Consider the following 19,148-nt stretch of genomic DNA (forward strand, 5'->3'; position numbering starts at 1 on the left):
ACGATATATTTTAAAGCTACCTGATTACAGCTTTCATAAAGCTATGGGTATTCAAATGCAGCAAAGCTATAAACCGAGCTTAATTAAATAATGCCTTTGCGAACCTACTTTAGGAAAGTCCGGTAGCGACATTTGAAGTATATAACCCTGTTTTTCATAAAAAGGGAGAGCCTGGAAGCTAAAGGTATCTACAAGTCCATGAACACAGCCTTTCCGCAAACCTTCTTTTTCGGCCATCGCCATAAGTTTGCTCCCCAGACCGCAGTTCCTTGCAGATTCACTTACCCAAAGATAGTCGATGCAGAGCCACGGACCTTTTCTGTCAGCAATTAATCCGCCTACCATTTCGCCGCTTTCGTTTCTGCAGTAGACCCCAAGCTGCCCATTTTTACTAAAATCGACGAACTGAGCATTGTAGCTTCTTAATCCGGCTAATAGTTCTTCTTTATCAAATTCAGTAACTTGATGTGTGATTTGAATGTTCATACATATCCAATTGAACAAGTTTGCATTTGGAATATAACGTTATAAATAAGTTAATTAAATGTATCAATAGAAAGTTTGTTTTTACTCCTGGGGGCAGGCCACGTCCGCTACTCACAGCTTAAAGCAGACTGTCAGCTGGAGTCTGAGCCGGTACAATTAATGTGCCACTGGTTAGAAATCAGTAATACGATTTTATCAGGCTGGTGCTCTGGCCTGTCAGGATTTGAGGTATCCACCCGGTTTACCAGCCCCCTGTATTTGGCACCAGTGGAACCCACTTCCCGATCCAGGATATCCAGTACCCACCACCGAACCTCTTTCCCCAAAAGACATGAGCAACCTCAAGCGCCTTGTCTGGATGATAACCACGGTATGAAGTTTGATAACACGTGGAATCAGGGCGTATGGTTCGCTCTCCGTTCAGCAACTGGACGCCCTTCTCCCCAGCCTTTCAGCGTTGAAGATTTGCCAGCGCAGGGTGAAGAGTGTAGGCGAATTATGAAAATCACTTCTGCCGTTTATACTTCGAAAAAGACGTTATCAGAAAGGTGGTTCGCAAGCGCGGAGTTATTAAACCTTTACTTAACGAAATACGGTTTAAGTTGCTTGAATTGCAGCAGAAAGAAAACGACGGCTTGCTGATGCTGGACAAATTAAGCGAGCATGGCATCAATGGACTGATACGCCGTCAATAAAAGGAAGGGTGCATGGACGATCCCGTCACATCACCAATCACAACAGAAGAGCACAAAACAACATTTCACAGCGTAAAGGATAAAACACGATGCCATTTTCAATCAAAAACATATGTTCAGGTCCACAAGGACACTACCCAGAAATCTCCAGACCTATACAGAACAAGCCAGTACCGAGGAATTGCACACTGATCTCAACAACATGCAAAATACAGGAGTATACAGTATTCAGCAGATGTTCCTGCAGTTTTGAAATGCGACCACCCGGTACAGAAGAAAGAACCCCACGACTAAAACTCTCAGCAACAGAGCTCTCATGGCTATCTAAAACAATAGAAACAGAGATGCGCAACACAAAAGAATGAGCCTGTCAGTAATTCTGTGTAACTGCCCAGTTATTAAAGGTGATCGCTCAGGCGGTCACCGAACTCGATAATAAAACGGCTCATCGCCAGCCACCAGTTCTGGATCGGCATACTCCATTTTTTGACGCATCCTTGATTGCCAGATAAATAACTTTTCGTACTGAGTCATCCGTCGGGAACACCTTGCGTTTCTTAATCGCGGCACGGATCACGCTGTTCAAGGATTCGATTGTGTTTGTCGTGTAGATGGCCTTGCGGATATCCGGCGGATAACTGAAGAGCGTATTGAGGTTTTCCCAGTGCGCACGCCAGCTTTTGCTGATTTGCGGATATTTATCGTCCCGGGCTTTCGCGAACGCATCCATCGCCATCAGTGCCGCCTCTTCGGTCGGGGCCTGATAGACCATCTTCCGGCCGCTGGTGACGGCTTTGTAGTCTTTCCAGGCTACGTATTTCAGGCTGTTACGCACCATATGGATAATGCACAGCTGGATATGGGTTTGCGGGAAGACGCTGTTTATCGCATCCGGGAAGCCCTTCAGACCATCCACACAGGCAATCAGGATGTCCTGAACGCCCCGGGTTTTCAGCTCCGTCAGCACGCTTAGCCAGAACTTTTCGCCTTCATTTTCGGCCAGCCATATACCCAGTAACTCTTTCTGGCCTTCGGTGTTGATACCCAGTGCCAGGAAGACGGCTTTGTTGATTACGCTGCCATTCTGACGGACTTTGACGACAATGCAGTCCATATAAACAATGGGGTACAGCGCATCCGGTTGCCGGTTTTGCCTCTCAGTGACCTGCTCTTTTACGGCGTCGGTGACTTTAGATATCAGCGAGGGTGACACATTGGCGTCGTACATCTCTTTGAAGGTGGCGACGATTTCGCGGGTAGTCATGCCTTTGGCGTAGAGGGATAAAATTTGGCTGTCCATCTGCGTAATGCGCGTCTGGTGCTTCTTAATCAGCTGCGGTTCGAAGGTATTTTCACGGTCACGCGGCGTGTTCAGTTCTATCTCGCCGTCATCGCACAACACCGTTTTGGACGAGTAGCCATTGCGGGTGTTTGAGCCTGTTTTGGGCGCATTTTTCTCATACCCGGGGTGGTCAGCCAGCTCCGCATTGAGCGCCGTTTCGACGGTTAATTTCGTCAGCATACGGGAAAACGGATTGAGGTCGGCTTCGGTATTAAGGCCTTTAGCCAGTTCAACCGCAAGGGCTTTGAGTTTCTTTTCGTCCATAATTGCCTGTCTCCGTTACTGGAGTGAACATATCAAAAACAGGCAATTACACAATTTTAATTACAGTCTCAGTTCAGCCACATTATTGATGAGCGACTGTACGTTAAGCAAATCAAGACCGAGATGAAAATCGCTCTGCCACTTTCGCTCACCCCTCCTTCCATGGGTTTACGCCTCAGTACGGTGATTGATCGTTGCCGCCTGGTAAGCCGTAGCGAATACCTTATCAGCGCTGGCATACGCAAAAACCGCCCGAATGGGAGTATTCATCCTGACAGCCTGACTAAAAAATTTGTTGCGGCACGAAAATTTACCGGAATAAATTTAGTGATAACCCACCGACATTTCACGAGATCCGCAGCTTATCCGGACGACTATATAAAGATGCTTACGGGGAAGGGTTTGCTCAGAAACTCCTGGGACATACTTCCGAGAACACCACGAAACTCTATCTCGATGAACGCGATAATAAAGCTTACGTGATGCTCTGCTTTTGCTGTAAAAGAAATGTTAAACTGGATTTGGATCTGATATAACGAAAAAGCCCGGAATACAGAAATTCTGGAAAATTTCGGAAACTTTGGATTATTGATCATAAGCAACTGATTTATAAGAAAAAAAGGGACAGAATACGATTCCTGTTTACGGCAACAATTGATCTTTCTCTTTAAATTCATAATGTTACATATTAATTAAGTGATTTTAACGATTAGAACACGTTATTTTTGATTCTAATAGATTCAATTAGTTATCACTTTTTACGTTTTAATTCGGACATATTTCGGGCCATTTTGCGTATAAATCCCCCGACCAAACAAATTAACTGCCCAATACATCACTCCCCTCTTCCATTGGGGGACTCCCGATGCCAAATACCCATGTAGACGAAGGCTTAATAGTGATGCCAACAAAAGCGATCGCGAAAAGTTGAACAGGTGGCTAGTTTCAGATTAAACACATTGGTTAGTCATCCTGAACAAGTAAAATCCGCCGCAACTGGCAACCATTCAATACTCGCACTATCGAACGATCGCCAGCTTGCCGCAGCCCGTTCTTGCATACGATGTGGCTGCGGTTCCATCACATCAGGAATGTGAAAATCGGGATAAACCTGCCACTTAACCTGAAGCAGGTCTTCATAGCGGGTGGTATACCGAGGCGAAAGCATTTCTCTTAAGGTCGCCATATAAAAACATTCTATTACAACGAGTTATCTCCTCCTGCCTCCGCCCCGGCGCAAAGCTATAGTTTTTTCTATCTCCTTGTGAAACAAACAATTATTCTTGCTATGGCGCTGATTAACAATCGTTGGCGGGCAACGTACATTCAGCGAGTTTCAGAGCTTCCTGACGGAATTCCGCCGGTGCTGTTTCCGGGGCTTCTTACTGGTTGATACAGATCCTGCCTCTTACTTGAGAATTTACTCATTTAGCCGTATGTCCATTATGGGTGGATAAGATCATTTATCATCGTAAGGGTTGAAAGCGATAAGTTAAACTTGTCCTGGCTCAACAAGGGACCCGACTAATGATGAGCTCTTCATCTTCAAGGCGTTTTATGCCTTCCAGCAAGAATAGACATTAAATCGACAACTGCTGCCAGGTCTTACAGGCGCAGTGGACAATCGTGTGGTAACAGCCTGAGTCATTTATTATTTTTCTCATTCAGCATAACTGCGTCTTCTGATAGAGAAATTTTTATCTAAACATATAAAAAACACAGTGAAGAAAACGCTACTTTTTTCTAGCTAAAAAGCTAAATTAATTTTTTTACGGAGAGGATCTTATGCGCAAGGTGTCGATATCTATATTATTCATGCTAGTTTCACTGACTTGGGGGACTACATGGTTGGCCATGCGAATTGCCGTTGAAACTATCCCTCCAGTGTTTGCAACCGGAATGAGGTTTATGTTTGCAGCACCTTTTTTAATCATCATTGCATGGTTAAGAAAAAAAACACTGTTGTTTCCTCCCGGACAACGATTATTCCAGTTTGTGATATGCATCTTTTATTTTTGCATTCCTTTCTCACTAATGATTTATGGTGAAACCTATGTCAACTCTGGGCTTGCCGCCATTATCTTTGCGAATATGCCTGTGGCCGTTTTGATAGCATCGGTTTTGTTTCTAAATGAAAAAGCGAAACTAATGCAGATCGCGGGCTTAACTATCGCAATCACTGCATTGACGGGGATACTTCTTGAAGAAACGAATACAAGTACAGAGAGTCACTGGCAGGGTATCACTGCGCTTATTTCTGCTGTGTTAATCCATGCCATAATATATACACAATGTAAGAAAAGAAGTTGTACTGTCTCTGTTATCACATTTAATGCGCTCCCGTGCCTTTTAGCTGGGTTGATACTTTCTGCGACAGGATGGTTTTTTGAAAGACCACAAGTATCAACCTTCTCAGTACACTCAATATTAGCTACCCTGTATCTCGGGGCTTTTGCCGGAGTTTTTGGTATCCTGTGCTACTTTGCGCTTCAGCAAAAGGCTAATGCCTTCCAGGCTTCGCTTGTATTTCTTATCTTTCCGCTGATTGCGGTAAGTCTGGAAGACTATATTTATGGATATGCTATTTCAACACACTCAATGCTGCTTATTATACCATTAGTTATCGGGATATTTCTTACTCTTGTCGCCAGAAATATCCCTGTAACCAGCAGATGCCGGGATAACTCATCACAGAAATAATCGATTTATAGTAACGCAAATAATTCCTGATGCCTTACTGAGCTCCGGCTAATGCGGGGTGGATAAGCTGGAATACAGACCCGGTAATACACAGCGATTATATTAACAAGCAATGTAATAAAGGAGTTTTTTATGTTCATGTTTCTGCCATTCTTGCTTGCACTGAGCGTGGCAATGGGGGCCATAAACAGAAAGGATAAAGTCAGCTACATTCTGTGGGCCGTTTTACTCATCGTCACTATTTTATCATTCATTCATCATATGACCAATTCGCTGACTTTGTCATTTTAAGGAGTGTGTATGAAAACGCATCATCATCCAACAACACTTGTTCATCTGATTAATCAGGTGGGACTCCTTGGGATATGCGTTGCTCTGGTTGTAGCCTTTTATTATCAACTCGTCAGGCATGAGCTGCCTTGTCCAATTTGCTTATTACAGCGGGCTGGCCTCATCATCGCCGGTTTTGGCTTTTTATTTAACCTCTGCTTTGGTCTACGAGGTATACATTACGGGATGGTAATTATTGGCAGTATCCTGACCGGAGTTATGGCATCCCGGCAAATATGTTTGCATATCATGCCCGGTGACACAGGATATGGTTCTGCATTTTTTGGATTACACTTTTATACCTGGACTCTGATTACGTCAATTCTGATTATTATTGCTGTTGCGGTGGTTCTGGCAATCAGTAGCATGAATGTTGCATTTCGTTCATTGAATATTAATCCGGACCTGTTCAGTATTGTCGGTTGGGTATTTCTGTTACTGATTACTGCCAACCTTATTTCAACTGTACTGGAATGTGGCGGAGGGGAATGTGCTGCTAACCCGGTCACATATAAGCTACTGTCGAAACAGGATATTGCCTTTCTGAAAACAGGCCTCCTGACGAGGGCAGTTCTCCGGTTATGACGCACTTTTAAAATGACTGATTGGTAAATATATAGCAAGCACCTGTCTTGTAGAAATTGGAATGGTTATGGGCTAACACGGAAGTTACAGTAACATTGAAATGTTGCAATAACAGGAATCAAACTTACAACCTTCGCATTACGAATTAGTAGAATCACATTTAACTAACTGTTTCAAATACACATTTCCGCATTCACATTGCTCAACTCAATGGCACATGATGTTAGAAATAGAATGATGCTTCACCATGTTTGACACAAAAATGGCACACCCTATAAAGCATCCACAGCACATATTTGGGTGGCACGCACCGTGGAAATACTGCATTACCCTAACACAGGGAATTTTCTGTACAGCGTCGACAGCCCCGCATCATAAATAATCGCTACCTGCTGTCGCGGTACTCCTGCCCTAATAAGGCACCCTGCCTGCGCCCATTGCTCCGGCGTCAGTTTTGGCCTACGGCCACCAATGTAGTGGCACTGTAGTGGCACACTGGGTACTGAAGCAATGGCCACAACTGGCGCTTGATGCTATCAGCCAGATAACCTTCCAGATGGATAACAAACATAGCAGCTATCCTGTCTGTATCGGATTTGTAAAACCAGACGTTGACCATCTTCATCAAGGTTAAAGGAACAAAGAGCTCTTTAAAGTAACTCTTTGTTCCATTACGATAGTTTAAATATGATGTTCTGGATGGGCCTTCACTACATGAACAGGAAAGGCTCAGGATAACCACTTCTCAGACATTAAAAGCAAATGAGAAAACCAAGGGGGCCTAAACCTGCCGCCAGGGAACAAACCTCTGCACATTCTTTAGTGCTACCACCGTCCCCTAAGCACCCCAGAGCGAACGCTGGCTGGGCAGCAGAAGAGTTGTTATGAATAAAACTTTACGTGATTTAATAAGAGAAAACATATTATTACCCTCATAGTAAGCAGTATTAAATAAGCCGGGATATATCTGATGTTCAATCAGTCCCTCATATAGGGTTAGCACCATAGCGAGTCGTTTTCACAAAAAACACAGACTGTTGAAACTTTATTTATCACTTTGACATTTGCAATACATGACACATGATTAGCTTCAGCCGCCATTATAGGGAAAGCTCCATTTCCATACTCATTTACTCACTTCTCCCTGCGGAAAAAGAAATGCAGTATAGCCAGCGTGGTGCTTTTGCTGAAACCAGGCGCGAGCAACACGGCAATGATGATCGGCGTCAGAATGAGTTCGGAATCGGCATTGGCAAACAAGGCGCACAGTCGTTAATACCCACCAGCAGTTCCGGCAGGACTGCGACAATGTCGTAAGAGAGGCCTTCAGCCAGGCAAAACAGCGCTACGGTGCTCCCCGGCTTGCTGAGGAAGTGAACCTGGGGCCTGAGGTACAATGTAAAAACGATAGCGTCCAGCCTGCGCCGTCAGGGTCTGCGGCGATCTCAGTCCGGAACAATTTGAAAACCAGAACCTCGCTTAAGGCTGTATCCACAATACGCGGACAGGATCAAAACTGTTAGTGTGGCTGGCTTACAAGAATGAAGTGAAGTTGATTGATATAACAAACACTCCTGATAATGTTAACTGGCCTGTTCCTCCGGGGGGGCGAGCCAGCCATGATTTGAAAAGCACATGAAATCACTTTCACATGAATTAATTTACATTGGAAATAAAATATAATAGTGCTTATCATTTTTATTTAAGTTAAATATTTTATAAATGGTTTTTATTTACTCACCTGATGGTAATGAATAACGTTTAATATCTATAGTAAAGGATGCTGTAACCGTAAGGATAGTGTGCCACAATTTAACAGGTAACATATTATGAAACACGTTAAGAGCGTATTTTTAGCAATGGTTTTAATATTACCATCTTCACTATATTCTGCTCTTACAATAGCGGCAGACTCTCAAGATCATAAAAAAGAAGAAACAATTAAGCCAATTCCTCAAAAGTGGTGTACTCTTTGGCCTGCTGGCATACCCTTCCCTGAAGATTGGTTTAAAATGTGTAGAGGTTATTGAGTATAAATTTAATATACTAACCAGTAACCATATCAGTTATGACAGACAGGCCTTCTTCATATTTGCTATAAATAAGGCCTGAGCTTTCCTGACAAATTATAAACTACTGGCTGGTTTCTCCGGCCAGACAGGCTTTAAAGTATCAACACGGTTTACCTGTACCCGGTACTTTCTCCATGCCAGAAGAGAAGCTTTTTCTTTATTGGTTGCTTCGTCCAGATCCACTGCATCCTGTAACGGCGCGATTTTTTCAGACGTTATTTGCAGGAGTCTGTTTTTCGTTCCTTCAGCTTCACGAAGTCTGGCTGCGGCCTCCGCAGCTTCATCATTCATCCAGACCTGAGCCTTACTATCCCATTTTTTGTATCCACCACCTGGTGAAACTGATGTGACGTTTTCAGGTAGCGGACCAAGATCGGAGATATAAACCTGATTGCCGGTTGTTGTGTCGTAAACCGTCTCGCCGCGGTGATCCTCCTGCAGACTCCACGTTTGGGTTTCAGCGTCAAAAACAGCAATATGACTGGAGGGAATATCAGGAGGGGCTATATCAGTACAATTTGCCGGGCGACGCTGTCCGGGGGGACCTGACCACATCCGGCCCCCATTGCAGGTAATGCAACAGATGTAATTTTCCGGTCTTCTCCGGCGCTTTTATTGTGCTGAAAAATTGCCAGTAACGCAGCCCGTGTTGCATTATAAACCGCGTCGGTGCCGTCAATAATCAGCGGAACGCGCATCGTCGGGGCGTGAACCAGCCACGGATGTTTACTGTTACCCGTTTCAATAACAAAGGCGGTGCCGACGGGCTGTTCCCCCAGGTATTCACGGATGATATTTTGCTGTACCCGTTCCTGTAATTGCGACCCGAAATATGCCGTAATAGCAGCATCCACACCGCCGTCCATAAGACCAAAGGTTTCCGCATTACCGTCTGCGACCACAATAACGACGTGTCCGTGTGGACCGATATACATGGTGTGCTCGTGTCCTCCGATATAAACTGTATGCGCATGGTCGCCAGCGGCCTGTGTCCACGCACCACCTCCTAGCTGAAATGAAGTGTGATTGGAATCTCCCCAGTATGAGTTGATATAACCGCCGAACTGGTTAGTATGATTGCCCGTGGTATTGGTCGATTTCGTGCCGTAATCAAAGGATGAGGTAGTTTTTGTCCCTAAGTCGATATCCTGCGCCCGCGCGGTGTACGAGTGCGATTTGTTGCCGTCCATCTCCTGAGAAAGTACAGCTCGCCCACTGGCGGGTTTACCTTTGATTGTCCAGCCTCACATGTCAGGGATAATGCCGGACGGATACGCTATAGCCAGTAACGGGTAAGCAGATTTATCAAACGATTGCCCCTGCATCAGAGCGTAACCTGCCGGAGTAGCATCAGACGGCCATGCTATCGCCGCACCTACTGGATACGAATCCGGTGGCGGATTTAGTGAGGTGTAGAACATCGCCCATTCTGACCACTCAGCGTCGGCGGTATCTCGATGGCTGCGAATATATGCAGGTGCAGGAGCACCATTAACCCCACTCCATCCGATTAATACTCTCCATCACCGGTTCCGGTCAGACGCAAAATATTTCCGTATTGCGTTGGGTAACCGTTATTGTAAACCTCGCCCATTATCAGGCCGCTATCACTGCCTCTTGTCGTACCAGTCAGTGCCGGAAGCCCGCCGCGTGATGCCAGTCTGTTCGCTGCAACAGCCGTACCTGATGCAGGGAGCGCTCCGATATTTTGTACAAACAGCGGCTTTTCCGGAATATCGCCACCGTTCTGTGATTTATGTAACGCATCGGCGGCATGATTTATCGTTTCCCGTAAACCAACGTATTCGATAAAACCATCAGCGCTTTTTCCTGACAGCGCCGTCAGGGTTTCGTCCAGCGGCTGCTTGCCCGCCAGTTTATTCAGTACCGTGATGGCAAAGTTCGGATCGTTTCCCAACGCGTCAGCCAGTTCCTGCAGGGTGTCCAGCGCTTCCGGCGCAGAACCAACCAACTGCGCCACTTTCGCAGCCACAAACGCTGCCGTGGCAATTTCAATACCTGCAGCTGTGGTTTCCGGCATTGGTGCCGTTGGCGTACCGGTCAGTGCCAGACTGTCCAGCGGGGCTTTGGTCTGTACCTCACCCATACCCCACCATGTTTTCCATCGCGGACTGGAACCAGTCGCCGCAGTGTGGACAGGGCCAGTACCACCGACGGCGATCGCCCCGGTTATAAAGAGAAAGAATGCCTGTCGTGGGTGGGGCCTCGTGCGGCGAAGAACGCCGCCATTTCACATCGGTGATTTCCCGACCAGGCGAACTCTCTGCCGGTGTCATCCCCGCAGACATAAAGGTGGTGGTACGTTTGGATGCCAGGGAAAAACCATCTCCCTCGCCATCGATATCTTCAGGGAAACGGTCATAGTCGGTCAGCGCCACCCGCTTGTAATCCGACGAAGAAAAAACGGTTATGGACGGCCAGCCAATTTGCAGGAATGAACCATCACGAAACATTTTATCGTGGACGTTGTTGTCATTTCGGGAAGGACTGAGACGCTAACGTGTCATCCCAAGGAACCGCCGTATTGGCACCGCGGGGAACAAACATAAATTGTTTTATTCCTTCCGCTACCGGCATTCTGCGTGGAGGCCTGAGATATTCAGCAACCTCCCGGCGTACTGCCGCTGCGGAGCCATATTTATTCCCCGTCATCGTCTGCGGTCTCCTGTATTGCCTTAACTAACAGTATTCTGGCCTCATCCACCACATCCTGGGCCTCGTTTAGCTGATCCGCAGACCATCCCTTATCCCTTTCCAGTTTATCCGACCAGACTTCAAGTACCTGCGTAATGGCCTTGACTATCGCCGCCATTTGTTGACGGACTTCCGGCAACGGGACGACCTGCTTCATCTCTTTTTCCAGCCAGAAACGCCCCTTTTCGGAGTCAAACCAGTTCTTACGCTCTTTTGGAGTCATTTTATTCGGGTCCTGATGTTCAGCAGCCTGGGAAACGGGCGTTTCCATCAGTACGCGGATCACATCCGTCAGGAGATACAGCTTGTTTTTTTCATTGCTTCCCGGTGCCAGGGGAACGCCCGAGAGGCGACTGACAACCGTCTGTCGATGTAACCCTGTAATAGCGGCAAGCTGACAGATATTGCATTTGAGGTTCTTCAGTTCGCCGTCCATTTTTACCTCTGGGGCTGTTTCTTAGCGCGCCTTCCCCCGGAAAAACAAAATATAATGAACAAAAAACATACAAACCATCATCTTTTAAAAATAAATGACATTAAAACAGAGAGTTACAACATGATGATGATGCATGAAAAATCAAAAATGCGCCAAATCCCGCGCCGCTGCCGCCCCGTGGCAGACCGCCCCGCCGGGAGTACCTTTTTAAAATACGAACAATTATCAACAACTACCACTTAATGATTATTTATTTCATTTTGCGATATTGATTATCATTTTCAATAACAACACACAGAGAACATAAATGAAAAACATCATCACTATTATCGTAGCCATTATTATCGTTTTTTATGCAGGTATGTGGTCGCAGAAATTCCTGATGGAAGATGAGTGCCTTGATTCAGGTGGTTCATACAATGAAAATGGAATTTGCAATATTGCAGGCAGTCATCAGGATGTTCCCCCTAAGTAAGCAGAATGCTTTTTAAATTCGTTACCCACCTCTACAGATAAGGAGGCGAATGGTCACTAAAAGTAAAATCCATTGCAGAAGAATTTCCGGAAAGTTGTTATTCCAGCACCCCGACAGGTTATTCAGACAGATTTCAGCTATATCAAAACTGAGTGAGTACTTATCAGTTTCATCTGGTGAAAAACCTGTTCTTATTCATCTGGTTCCATCTGATGATATGTAGTCACTTTTTTACAGCAATATTACAGGGGGAGTTTCAATGCCTCCTGTAATTATTTGACTCTCTCACCGAATCATATACTCGTTCACACGTCATTCCTGCCCGGTAGCGCTCGTCAGCGATTCCAGCATAATGTTTAGCTTCTTCTGCAATATCTCCGAGCATGTTGGCAAGCATTCTGGCGTCGGCGTTGGTTGTTTTGCTTCTGACGGCAGCGGCAAGATTTGCGGTGTGCTTTGCGGCGTCCAGGCGGGTGGCAAGTTTTTTTGCTTCGGTACGCAGCTGGCTAACAGTGGCAGACAGGCCAGCAGCAGTGGCAGCAGATTTAGCGGCTTGCGCTTGTGCATCTTTCACAGCCTCATCACGGGCAATAACGCGGCCCTGTTCAATAATACGGGCGGCGGTCTGGGCGTTGACTTCCTGAGAGGATTCAGCGCTGTCGCGATCTGCCCATTTTTTTTGCCAGCCCCTGTCACTCCAGACATTACCGGCGATAAACGCACCAGCCATCAGCAAAATAAACACCAGCTGCAACCAGTATCTTTTCAGAAGAGCAGATAACAGATTCATACCAGCACCGATTTTGCTTTCTCAAAGCGCTCCCGCCGATCACCGATGCCGTTCTACCCTCCGTTGATGATCTGCGTAACACGTACCAGGTCGCCGGAATATTTCAGACACCCTTTAGTCACAAAAAGCCACGCTGCGGATCGGGCGGCATGACGTTCTAGCTCAAGCTGTCCTGGATTCGCCACTAGATCCAGTTTCAGTGCAACGCCACATCTGGTGTAATTCTCCAGCCCGGTAATCCTGATCTTCGCCGAACGTGGTGCGAAAGCTTTCTTGCCGTTCATGGCGTTCGCGATCCGGACTGGTACGAATATGTGCCTGATAACACCCCAACAACCCATGAAGAAAATGCAGCAAGGCTTAGTCAGGCGGGCAAATGTCTGCGGGATATTGAGGCAGGGAGATTTCAGTGTGATGAAGAAAAACCGCAACCGACAGGCGAACTGGCAGATGAACCAGCAACGCCTGAAGCAGTGGAACAGGACACAACTGAACATCATCCGGCCCCACAGCCGCTGGAGAATGAACCACCTGTAAGCCAGACAGAAGCAGGCTACCAGAAAATACGGGCAGAACTGCACGAAGCACGTAAAAACATTCCACCCAAAAACCCGGTTGATGTTGGTAAACAACTGGCAGCCGCGCGCGGTGAATATGTCGAAGGCATCAGCGACCCGAACGATCCGAAGTGGGTTCATAACAATTACAGCGCCTCAAATCAGGGTGAAAAAGAAGAAGTGGTGCAGGAGGAAAAACAACCAGCAGCAGAGCCGGAGGCTGTCACCAGAAACGCGGACGGGACTTTCGATGTATCAGCGCTATTCCCGCCCCCCTCAAACCAGACCGAAAAAACGGAAGCCAGAACAGAAAGAGATGGAGAAACGCCGAAAGAGAGCAACCAGCAGGAAACGGCTGGCGATACAGGACAGGAAATTACAACGGACGGTGGATCAGGTACAACTTCATAGCGCAAAACCACACGCCAGTGGCGCTTATTGAAAAACTAAAAGGAACGGACTCATTCACTGTGTCCGCATGGATTGATCGCTATGAGGTTTTATTACAGCGCCGGAGTCTGTCGGTTAATACCTACAAGATTCGCAGTAATCAATTAGCGACCGTACGCGAAAAAATGGGGGAAATGATACTGGCAGAGGTGACCACGCGGCATATTGCTGAGTTTCTGGAGTCATGGATCGCGGAAGGTAAAAACACGATGGCGGGGGCGATGAGGTCTGTACTATCTGACATGTTTCGTGAGGCAATTGTGGAAGGAAGAATAACAACGAATCCGGTTGAGCCAACCCGAGCACCTGAAATTAAGGTTGCCAGGGAACGCCTGCAACTGGAAACATATAACGCCACGCGGACGGCGGCAGAATATCTGCCTGTGTGGTTTCCTCTTGCGATGGATCTCGCGCTGGTTACTGGCCAACGCCGTGAGGATATAGTTAACATGAAGTTTAGTGATATCGTTGATGGTCGCCTACACGTAACCCAGATAAAGACAGGAATGAAGATAGCATTCCCCCTATCCCTGACCCTTCAGGCGCCAGGGTTACGTCCGGGACGGTTATCGATCGCTGCCGACTGGTAAGCAGAACCGATTTCATGATCAGTGCCGGAATCAGGAAAAATAGCCCGACCGGGAATATTCACCCGGATGGGCTGACAAAGAAATTTGTAAAAGCCAGAAAAATTTCAGACGTTAAATGTAGTGATAACCCACCGACATTTCACGAGATCCGTAGCCTGCTCGGGCGGTTGTACAAAGACGAACGCGGCGAGGAATTCGCTCAAAAACTCCTGGGCCACACCTCAGAGAACACCACGAAACTCTATCTCGATGAACGCGATAATAAAGCTTACGTGATGCTCTGATTTTGTTGTAAAAGAAATGTTAAACTGGATTTGGATGTGATATAACCAAAAAGACCGGAATACAGAAATTCGAGGAAATTTCGAGGAATTTCGAGGGGAAACACATAACCCATTGATTTATAATCCAAATAAAAAGAGACCGAATACGATTCCTGTTTACGGCAACAATTGATCTTTCTCTTTAAATTCACAATGTTACATATTAATTAAGTGATTTTAACGATTAGAATACGTTATTTTTGATTCTAATAGATTCAATTAGTTATCACTTTTTACGTTTTAATTCTGACATATTTCGAACCATTTTGCGTATAAATCCCCCGACCAATCAAACTCACTGCCCAATATATCACTCGACCTCTTCCACTGGTGGCCTCCCGATGCCAAATGCCCATGTAGACGAAGGCTTAATAGTGATGCCAACAAAAGCGATCACGAAAAGTTGAACAGATGCCTGGTTTCAGATTAAACACATTGATTAGCCATTCTTAACCAGTAGAATCCGCCGCGACTGGCAACCATTCAATATTCGCACTATCGAACGATCGCCAGTTTGCCGCAGGCCGTTCCTGCATACGACGTGGCTGCGGCACCGATCATACCGGGCAGTCGTCAAACCTCCAGGATCGCGCATCGTCAACGATGCAGGTGATCGTGAACAAGATATAGTTTTCCACAGTTCGTACAGGATAGGCCTCCTTATTGCTGCCTTCGCAGTGACAGTAACTGTCCCTGTGTTTTCACATCCTAACCTACCATGTCCCCGATAAGTTAAGTATATGAGCGTAGAGGAGCTTTTCGACCATGGGCACAACCTCTAAATCTGAAGGGAGTTCATCAATAGATACAATAATGAACGTTTCTTTAAAGATCTTTGTAGTCAGTCCCTGTTAGGTTGTCGTGACATAAGAATATCGCTTAATTTTGAATACAGGGAAATGTAATTGATTATAAATGTTGGACATGTAGCTACAGAAAAATTCGACACAACTGGAGTGAGCGCCTGTAACAACCAACAGAGTACTTCAGTTGATTTATCCTCCTGTATTATTAATGCTGCTTCAGAATGTACCGTTTTTGTCAGAACAATAATAAAGAAATCGGACAGTTATGATGCTATGCAAATTGACAGGCTTAAAATTGATACGCAGGAAAAATACGACGCTCTTAATTTACAAAGAGAACATCACAAGAAATTTCTGCAAACTATAAAAGCAAACTCTTTTGACAGAGCTATGGCTGAAAGACCAGAAAACCCAATATCTCTGAGTCTAATATATTCTTCCATTGATTCAATAAAATATAACACAGGGAACTGTGCTGATATGTCGCTAATTTTAGGTGCGATTATTGCAAAATATATACCACAAAGACTAACCGGAATAGGATTTTCGAAAAATAATGTATTTGATGCCAGAATAAGCACATCCCTTATGTATAATAGCGCGTCAGGAGGGAATCATGTGGTCGTTTTTTTGACTTTTACTGATTCAAAAGGAATATCGGAATATATACTTGACCCTTGGCTGGATGCGCGCATTTTCAAAAAGGAAGAGTCATATGAAATTTATAAAAACAATAGCAGTGAATATATCAATGAAAATCATTGCTTCGAAGCATACGATAAATACACTGCTATAATGAATAGCGCAGAATATATAGACGCCATAACAAAGACAATAAATCTTTTATATAGAGTTAATCTTGATGAAATTCAATTAACAAATCCATTTAAGTTTATATAATTAACTCTTATGGCTGATTAAAGGAGTGTTATTTTCCCATGAATGGCATCAAAGGCATGTTACTCGCCGGAAATTTTCTGTACAACGTCGAAACGCCAACATCATAAATAATCGCTACCTGCTGTCACGGTACTCCGGCCCTAATGAGGCGCCCGGCTGCGCCCATTGTTCCGTTGTTAGTTTCGGTCGTCGGCCACCAATTTGCCCCTGCTCCCTTGCCGCTGCCAGCCCGGCGCTGGTACGCTCAACGATCAGCTCACGCTCCATTTCAATGCCAGAACAGCAAGGCTCCTCCTGAGCGAAAAGGACATTTTTTGAAAGTTTCTGGAAAATAAAAATAGTACTATTTGAGCATTAATCTAATCAGCCGATTTTTTCTAATTCATCAATCAGATGGACATAGCATTTGCTATAAAAAATAAAAGTATTCCTGCTATCTATATATAAATGAGTTATGTACATATAAAAGGAGCATTACCGTGACAAAAATAACTTTATTTCCCCATAACTTTAGAATCCAAAAACAGGAAACCACACCACTAAAAGAAAAATCAACCGAGAAAAATTCTTTAGCAAAAAGTATTCTCGCAGTAAAAAATCACTTCATCAAATTAAATTCAAAATTATCGGAACGTTTTATTTCGCATAAGAACACTGAATCTTCTGCAACACACTTTCACCGAGGAAGCGCATCTGAGGGCCGGGCAGTGTTGACAAATAAAGTCGTTAAAAACTTTATGCTTCAAACGCTCCATGATATAGATATTAGAGGTAGCGCGAGTAAAGACCCCGCATACGCCAGCCAGACCCGTGAAGCTATACTATCGGCAGTTTACAGCAAGTATAAAGATCAGTATTGTAACTTGCTCATCAGCAAAGGAATCGACATAGCGCCTTTTCTTAAGGAAATTGGCGAGGCTGCGCAAAATGCAGGTCTGCCCGGAGCAACCAAGAATGACGTTTTTACGCCAAGCGGCGCAGGAGCCAATCCTTTTATAACTCCGTTGATTACATCAGCATACAGTAAGTATCCACATATGTTTACCAGTCAACATCAGAAGGCATCCTTTAACATCTATGCGGAGAAGATCATTATGACAGAAGTTGTACCGCTGTTTAATGAGTGTGCTATGCCGACTCCACAGCAATTCCAACAAATACTAGAAAACATTGCTAATAAATATATCCAAAACACTCCCTGAACACAGAAACACCAAAAAATATGCGAGCCTCTTCCTGATTAATATGAACCAATAGTATCCATAATTTTTCCCAGGAACTAACTCTGGAGCTAAACCGTCATTTACCAGTGCTAAAATTATACACTCAACCATCAAAATAATAGCCATTGCTGCTATATAACATATAGCAGCAATCTCTACTACATAGCTATATTTTTATAACTAAGATGGTTTCTCCGGCCAGTCAGGATTTAAGGTATCCACCCGGTTTACCAGCACCCTGTATTTTTTCCATTCGTCGAGCTGCGCTTTCTCATCATCTGTTGCGAGTCCAAGATCAACCGCATCCTGAAGCGGCGCGATTTTTTCAGATGCCATTTGCAGGAGCCTGCTTTTGGTTTCTTCCGCCTGACGAAGCTGCGCTGCTTTTTCAGCCGCTTCATCCTTCACCCACGCCTTACCATCCCATTTCTGGTATTCACCGTCTGGTGAAACTGATGTGACGTTTTCGGGCAACGGGCCGAGTTCGGAGATATAAACCTGATTGCCGGTTGTTGTGTCGTAAATCCGGTCAGTTTGTGAAGTTGCTCCCCGACCGGGAAACCATCACCAGCGGCCAGACGGAAGCAGACGTGGTGTACTGCCCACGGACCCTCAGAGAGACGCTGATATCCACGACAGGTGAAGTGGTGTAGACCGAAAAGACGACGGTCTGATACATGGCCGGAATCCCTGCGGTATACGGCATAACCTCCGCCGTTTTCACCTGGCCGTTAATATTTATCGTGACGGTGATGGCACCGGTGCCACCGTTACGCTCACAGTTAGCCATCACCGTGATGGTTTTCCCTATCTGATAGGTGGCGCTGTCGGTATACCGTGTTGAGGTGCTGCGTTCGTCGTTCGTCGCCCTGATGCTCACGCCCTGCATGACTTTTGAGCCGCAGATATCACCGACAAACTCTCTTGCTTCTATCACGCCAGAAAACTTACCGGAGGTGGCATTGATTTCTCCCGTAAACGAGCCAGATACAGCGTTGATATGGCCGCTGATATCCGCATTTTTCGCAGTCAGCTTTCCATCCGGCGTCAGGGAAAATGCCGGAGGATTCCCGCCACTGGTAATGGTCGGCGCGCTCAGGTATTTCAGGAACGCCTCATTCATGATTATCTGGTCGCCCTGCATGACGAATCCGGGCGTCTCGTTTCCGTTTGCCGGGTTAATATAAGCAATGCGATCCGCCGCCACCAGGAACTGGCTTATCTTCCCGTCAGGCGTGTCTTCCATGCTCAGTCCAAGTCCGGCCACATAATATTTGCCGTCTTTGGTCTGCTCTATTTTGACGCCCCACGTGGCGCTCCATTTATCGTTAGCGTCCTGCCACTCCTTCGAAAATTGTTGCAGTTTGCTGGCGTTATCCTCCGTCAGGTCAATTTTTTTTCAGCAACTC

The 19,148-nt window shown here is 45.6% G+C and carries 15 protein-coding genes and 13 pseudogenes; 14 read left to right on the forward strand and 14 right to left on the reverse strand.

The window, feature by feature from the left end; genetic code table 11:
* Nucleotides 1–66 precede the first annotated feature (66 nt).
* On the reverse strand, nucleotides 67–486 hold the full coding sequence (locus tag J1G48_RS12930) for a GNAT family N-acetyltransferase (RefSeq protein WP_001025515.1): 420 nt from the start codon (nucleotides 484–486) through the stop codon (nucleotides 67–69).
* 372 nt (nucleotides 487–858) lie between these two features.
* On the opposite strand from J1G48_RS12930, the gene J1G48_RS12935 reads away from it, so the two are divergent.
* Nucleotides 859–1,128, forward strand: a complete 270-nt coding sequence (locus J1G48_RS12935) for a hypothetical protein (RefSeq protein ID WP_001576019.1) — start codon at nucleotides 859–861, stop codon at nucleotides 1,126–1,128.
* Nucleotides 1,129–1,293: 165 nt separating this feature from the next.
* On the forward strand, nucleotides 1,294–1,434 hold the full coding sequence (locus J1G48_RS12940) for a hypothetical protein (protein ID WP_001576018.1): 141 nt from the start codon (nucleotides 1,294–1,296) through the stop codon (nucleotides 1,432–1,434).
* 145 nt (nucleotides 1,435–1,579) lie between these two features.
* Here J1G48_RS12940 and J1G48_RS12945 read toward each other — a convergent pair.
* Nucleotides 1,580–2,787, reverse strand: a pseudogene (locus J1G48_RS12945) (IS256 family transposase).
* A gap of 69 nt (nucleotides 2,788–2,856) precedes the next feature.
* On the opposite strand from J1G48_RS12945, the pseudogene J1G48_RS12950 reads away from it, so the two are divergent.
* The 4 genes and pseudogenes from J1G48_RS12950 to J1G48_RS12965 form a co-directional block, all read left to right on the forward strand.
* Nucleotides 2,857–3,323: pseudogene (locus J1G48_RS12950) on the forward strand (tyrosine-type recombinase/integrase); the annotation flags it as partial.
* A gap of 1,249 nt (nucleotides 3,324–4,572) precedes the next feature.
* Nucleotides 4,573–5,487, forward strand: coding sequence for a DMT family transporter (locus J1G48_RS12955; protein WP_001233445.1), 915 nt, complete (start codon nucleotides 4,573–4,575; stop codon nucleotides 5,485–5,487).
* A 132-nt stretch (nucleotides 5,488–5,619) separates the two neighbouring features.
* Nucleotides 5,620–5,778: a DUF5993 family protein gene (locus J1G48_RS12960; RefSeq protein ID WP_000480735.1), complete on the forward strand. Its 159-nt coding sequence runs from the start codon at nucleotides 5,620–5,622 to the stop codon at nucleotides 5,776–5,778.
* Nucleotides 5,779–5,787: 9 nt separating this feature from the next.
* Nucleotides 5,788–6,402, forward strand: a complete 615-nt coding sequence (locus tag J1G48_RS12965) for a disulfide bond formation protein B (RefSeq protein WP_000848072.1) — start codon at nucleotides 5,788–5,790, stop codon at nucleotides 6,400–6,402.
* 326 nt (nucleotides 6,403–6,728) lie between these two features.
* Here the strand turns inward: J1G48_RS12965 and J1G48_RS23340 are convergent.
* Both J1G48_RS23340 and J1G48_RS12980 read right to left on the reverse strand, forming a co-directional pair.
* Nucleotides 6,729–6,961, reverse strand: a pseudogene (locus J1G48_RS23340) (helix-turn-helix domain-containing protein); the annotation flags it as partial.
* Nucleotides 6,962–7,536: 575 nt separating this feature from the next.
* A complete protein-coding gene (locus tag J1G48_RS12980) occupies nucleotides 7,537–7,662 on the reverse strand; it encodes a hypothetical protein (RefSeq protein ID WP_000457876.1) in 126 nt (41 codons plus the stop codon).
* Between J1G48_RS12980 and J1G48_RS23345 the strand changes: the two are divergent.
* Both J1G48_RS23345 and J1G48_RS12985 read left to right on the forward strand, forming a co-directional pair.
* Nucleotides 7,662–7,842: pseudogene (locus tag J1G48_RS23345) on the forward strand (IS3 family transposase); the annotation flags it as partial. The gene J1G48_RS12980 and the pseudogene J1G48_RS23345 sit on opposite strands and share 1 nt — an antisense overlap.
* A gap of 389 nt (nucleotides 7,843–8,231) precedes the next feature.
* Nucleotides 8,232–8,432: a PagK family vesicle-borne virulence factor gene (locus J1G48_RS12985; protein ID WP_012543349.1), complete on the forward strand. Its 201-nt coding sequence runs from the start codon at nucleotides 8,232–8,234 to the stop codon at nucleotides 8,430–8,432.
* A 96-nt stretch (nucleotides 8,433–8,528) separates the two neighbouring features.
* Here the strand turns inward: J1G48_RS12985 and J1G48_RS23350 are convergent.
* From J1G48_RS23350 to J1G48_RS13005, 5 genes and pseudogenes are all read right to left on the reverse strand, one after another.
* Nucleotides 8,529–9,040 (reverse strand): annotated as a pseudogene (locus tag J1G48_RS23350) (tail fiber assembly protein); the annotation flags it as partial.
* A 12-nt stretch (nucleotides 9,041–9,052) separates the two neighbouring features.
* Nucleotides 9,053–9,340: pseudogene (locus J1G48_RS23355) on the reverse strand (macro domain-containing protein); the annotation flags it as partial.
* Between the two features lie 9 nt (nucleotides 9,341–9,349).
* Nucleotides 9,350–10,581, reverse strand: a pseudogene (locus tag J1G48_RS12995) (tail fiber protein); the annotation flags it as partial.
* A pseudogene (locus J1G48_RS13000) lies at nucleotides 10,580–11,147 on the reverse strand (phage terminase large subunit family protein); the annotation flags it as partial. The pseudogenes J1G48_RS12995 and J1G48_RS13000, both read right to left, overlap by 2 nt.
* Nucleotides 11,134–11,625 carry a DUF1441 family protein gene (locus tag J1G48_RS13005; protein ID WP_000348541.1) on the reverse strand — a complete coding sequence of 164 codons (492 nt, stop codon included), beginning with the start codon at nucleotides 11,623–11,625 and terminating at the stop codon, nucleotides 11,134–11,136. The gene J1G48_RS13005 and the pseudogene J1G48_RS13000, both read right to left, overlap by 14 nt.
* A 54-nt stretch (nucleotides 11,626–11,679) precedes the next feature.
* Between J1G48_RS13005 and J1G48_RS13010 the strand changes: the two genes are divergently transcribed.
* Both J1G48_RS13010 and J1G48_RS13015 read left to right on the forward strand, forming a co-directional pair.
* Nucleotides 11,680–11,868, forward strand: a complete 189-nt coding sequence (locus tag J1G48_RS13010; protein ID WP_001576014.1) for a hypothetical protein — start codon at nucleotides 11,680–11,682, stop codon at nucleotides 11,866–11,868.
* A 64-nt stretch (nucleotides 11,869–11,932) separates the two neighbouring features.
* Nucleotides 11,933–12,100, forward strand: a complete 168-nt coding sequence (locus J1G48_RS13015) for a lytic enzyme (RefSeq protein ID WP_000789530.1) — start codon at nucleotides 11,933–11,935, stop codon at nucleotides 12,098–12,100.
* A 256-nt stretch (nucleotides 12,101–12,356) separates the two neighbouring features.
* Here J1G48_RS13015 and J1G48_RS13020 read toward each other — a convergent pair whose 3' ends face one another.
* Nucleotides 12,357–12,890: a DUF2514 domain-containing protein gene (locus J1G48_RS13020; RefSeq protein ID WP_001050883.1), complete on the reverse strand. Its 534-nt coding sequence runs from the start codon at nucleotides 12,888–12,890 to the stop codon at nucleotides 12,357–12,359.
* Between the two features lie 53 nt (nucleotides 12,891–12,943).
* Nucleotides 12,944–13,135, reverse strand: a pseudogene (locus tag J1G48_RS13025) (glycoside hydrolase family 19 protein); the annotation flags it as partial.
* Between J1G48_RS13025 and J1G48_RS23360 the strand changes: the two are divergent.
* From J1G48_RS23360 to J1G48_RS13040, 3 genes and pseudogenes are all read left to right on the forward strand, one after another.
* Nucleotides 13,124–13,585: pseudogene (locus J1G48_RS23360) on the forward strand (DNA breaking-rejoining protein); the annotation flags it as partial. The pseudogenes J1G48_RS13025 and J1G48_RS23360 overlap by 12 nt on opposite strands.
* Nucleotides 13,586–13,848: 263 nt before the next feature.
* Nucleotides 13,849–14,771, forward strand: a pseudogene (locus J1G48_RS13035) (tyrosine-type recombinase/integrase); the annotation flags it as partial.
* 944 nt (nucleotides 14,772–15,715) lie between these two features.
* Nucleotides 15,716–16,516 (forward strand): hypothetical protein, encoded by an 801-nt coding sequence (locus J1G48_RS13040; RefSeq protein WP_001536069.1) that lies wholly within the window; start codon nucleotides 15,716–15,718, stop codon nucleotides 16,514–16,516.
* A gap of 28 nt (nucleotides 16,517–16,544) precedes the next feature.
* On the opposite strand, the pseudogene J1G48_RS13045 reads toward J1G48_RS13040, so the two are convergent.
* Nucleotides 16,545–16,786, reverse strand: a pseudogene (locus J1G48_RS13045) (recombinase family protein); the annotation flags it as partial.
* A 209-nt stretch (nucleotides 16,787–16,995) separates the two neighbouring features.
* On the opposite strand from J1G48_RS13045, the gene sopE reads away from it, so the two are divergent.
* Nucleotides 16,996–17,718, forward strand: a complete 723-nt coding sequence (gene sopE, locus J1G48_RS13050) for an SPI-1 type III secretion system guanine nucleotide exchange factor SopE (RefSeq protein WP_000161704.1) — start codon at nucleotides 16,996–16,998, stop codon at nucleotides 17,716–17,718.
* Nucleotides 17,719–17,919: 201 nt separating this feature from the next.
* On the opposite strand, the pseudogene J1G48_RS13055 reads toward sopE, so the two are convergent.
* Both J1G48_RS13055 and J1G48_RS13060 read right to left on the reverse strand, forming a co-directional pair.
* Nucleotides 17,920–18,264 (reverse strand): annotated as a pseudogene (locus tag J1G48_RS13055) (tail fiber assembly protein); the annotation flags it as partial.
* 4 nt (nucleotides 18,265–18,268) lie between these two features.
* Nucleotides 18,269–19,132 carry a DUF1983 domain-containing protein gene (locus J1G48_RS13060; protein ID WP_072100756.1) on the reverse strand — a complete coding sequence of 288 codons (864 nt, stop codon included), beginning with the start codon at nucleotides 19,130–19,132 and terminating at the stop codon, nucleotides 18,269–18,271.
* Nucleotides 19,133–19,148: the final 16 nt, after the last annotated feature.

The organism is Salmonella sp. SAL-020, assembly GCF_017372215.1.
Taxonomy (GTDB): domain Bacteria; phylum Pseudomonadota; class Gammaproteobacteria; order Enterobacterales; family Enterobacteriaceae; genus Salmonella; species Salmonella enterica.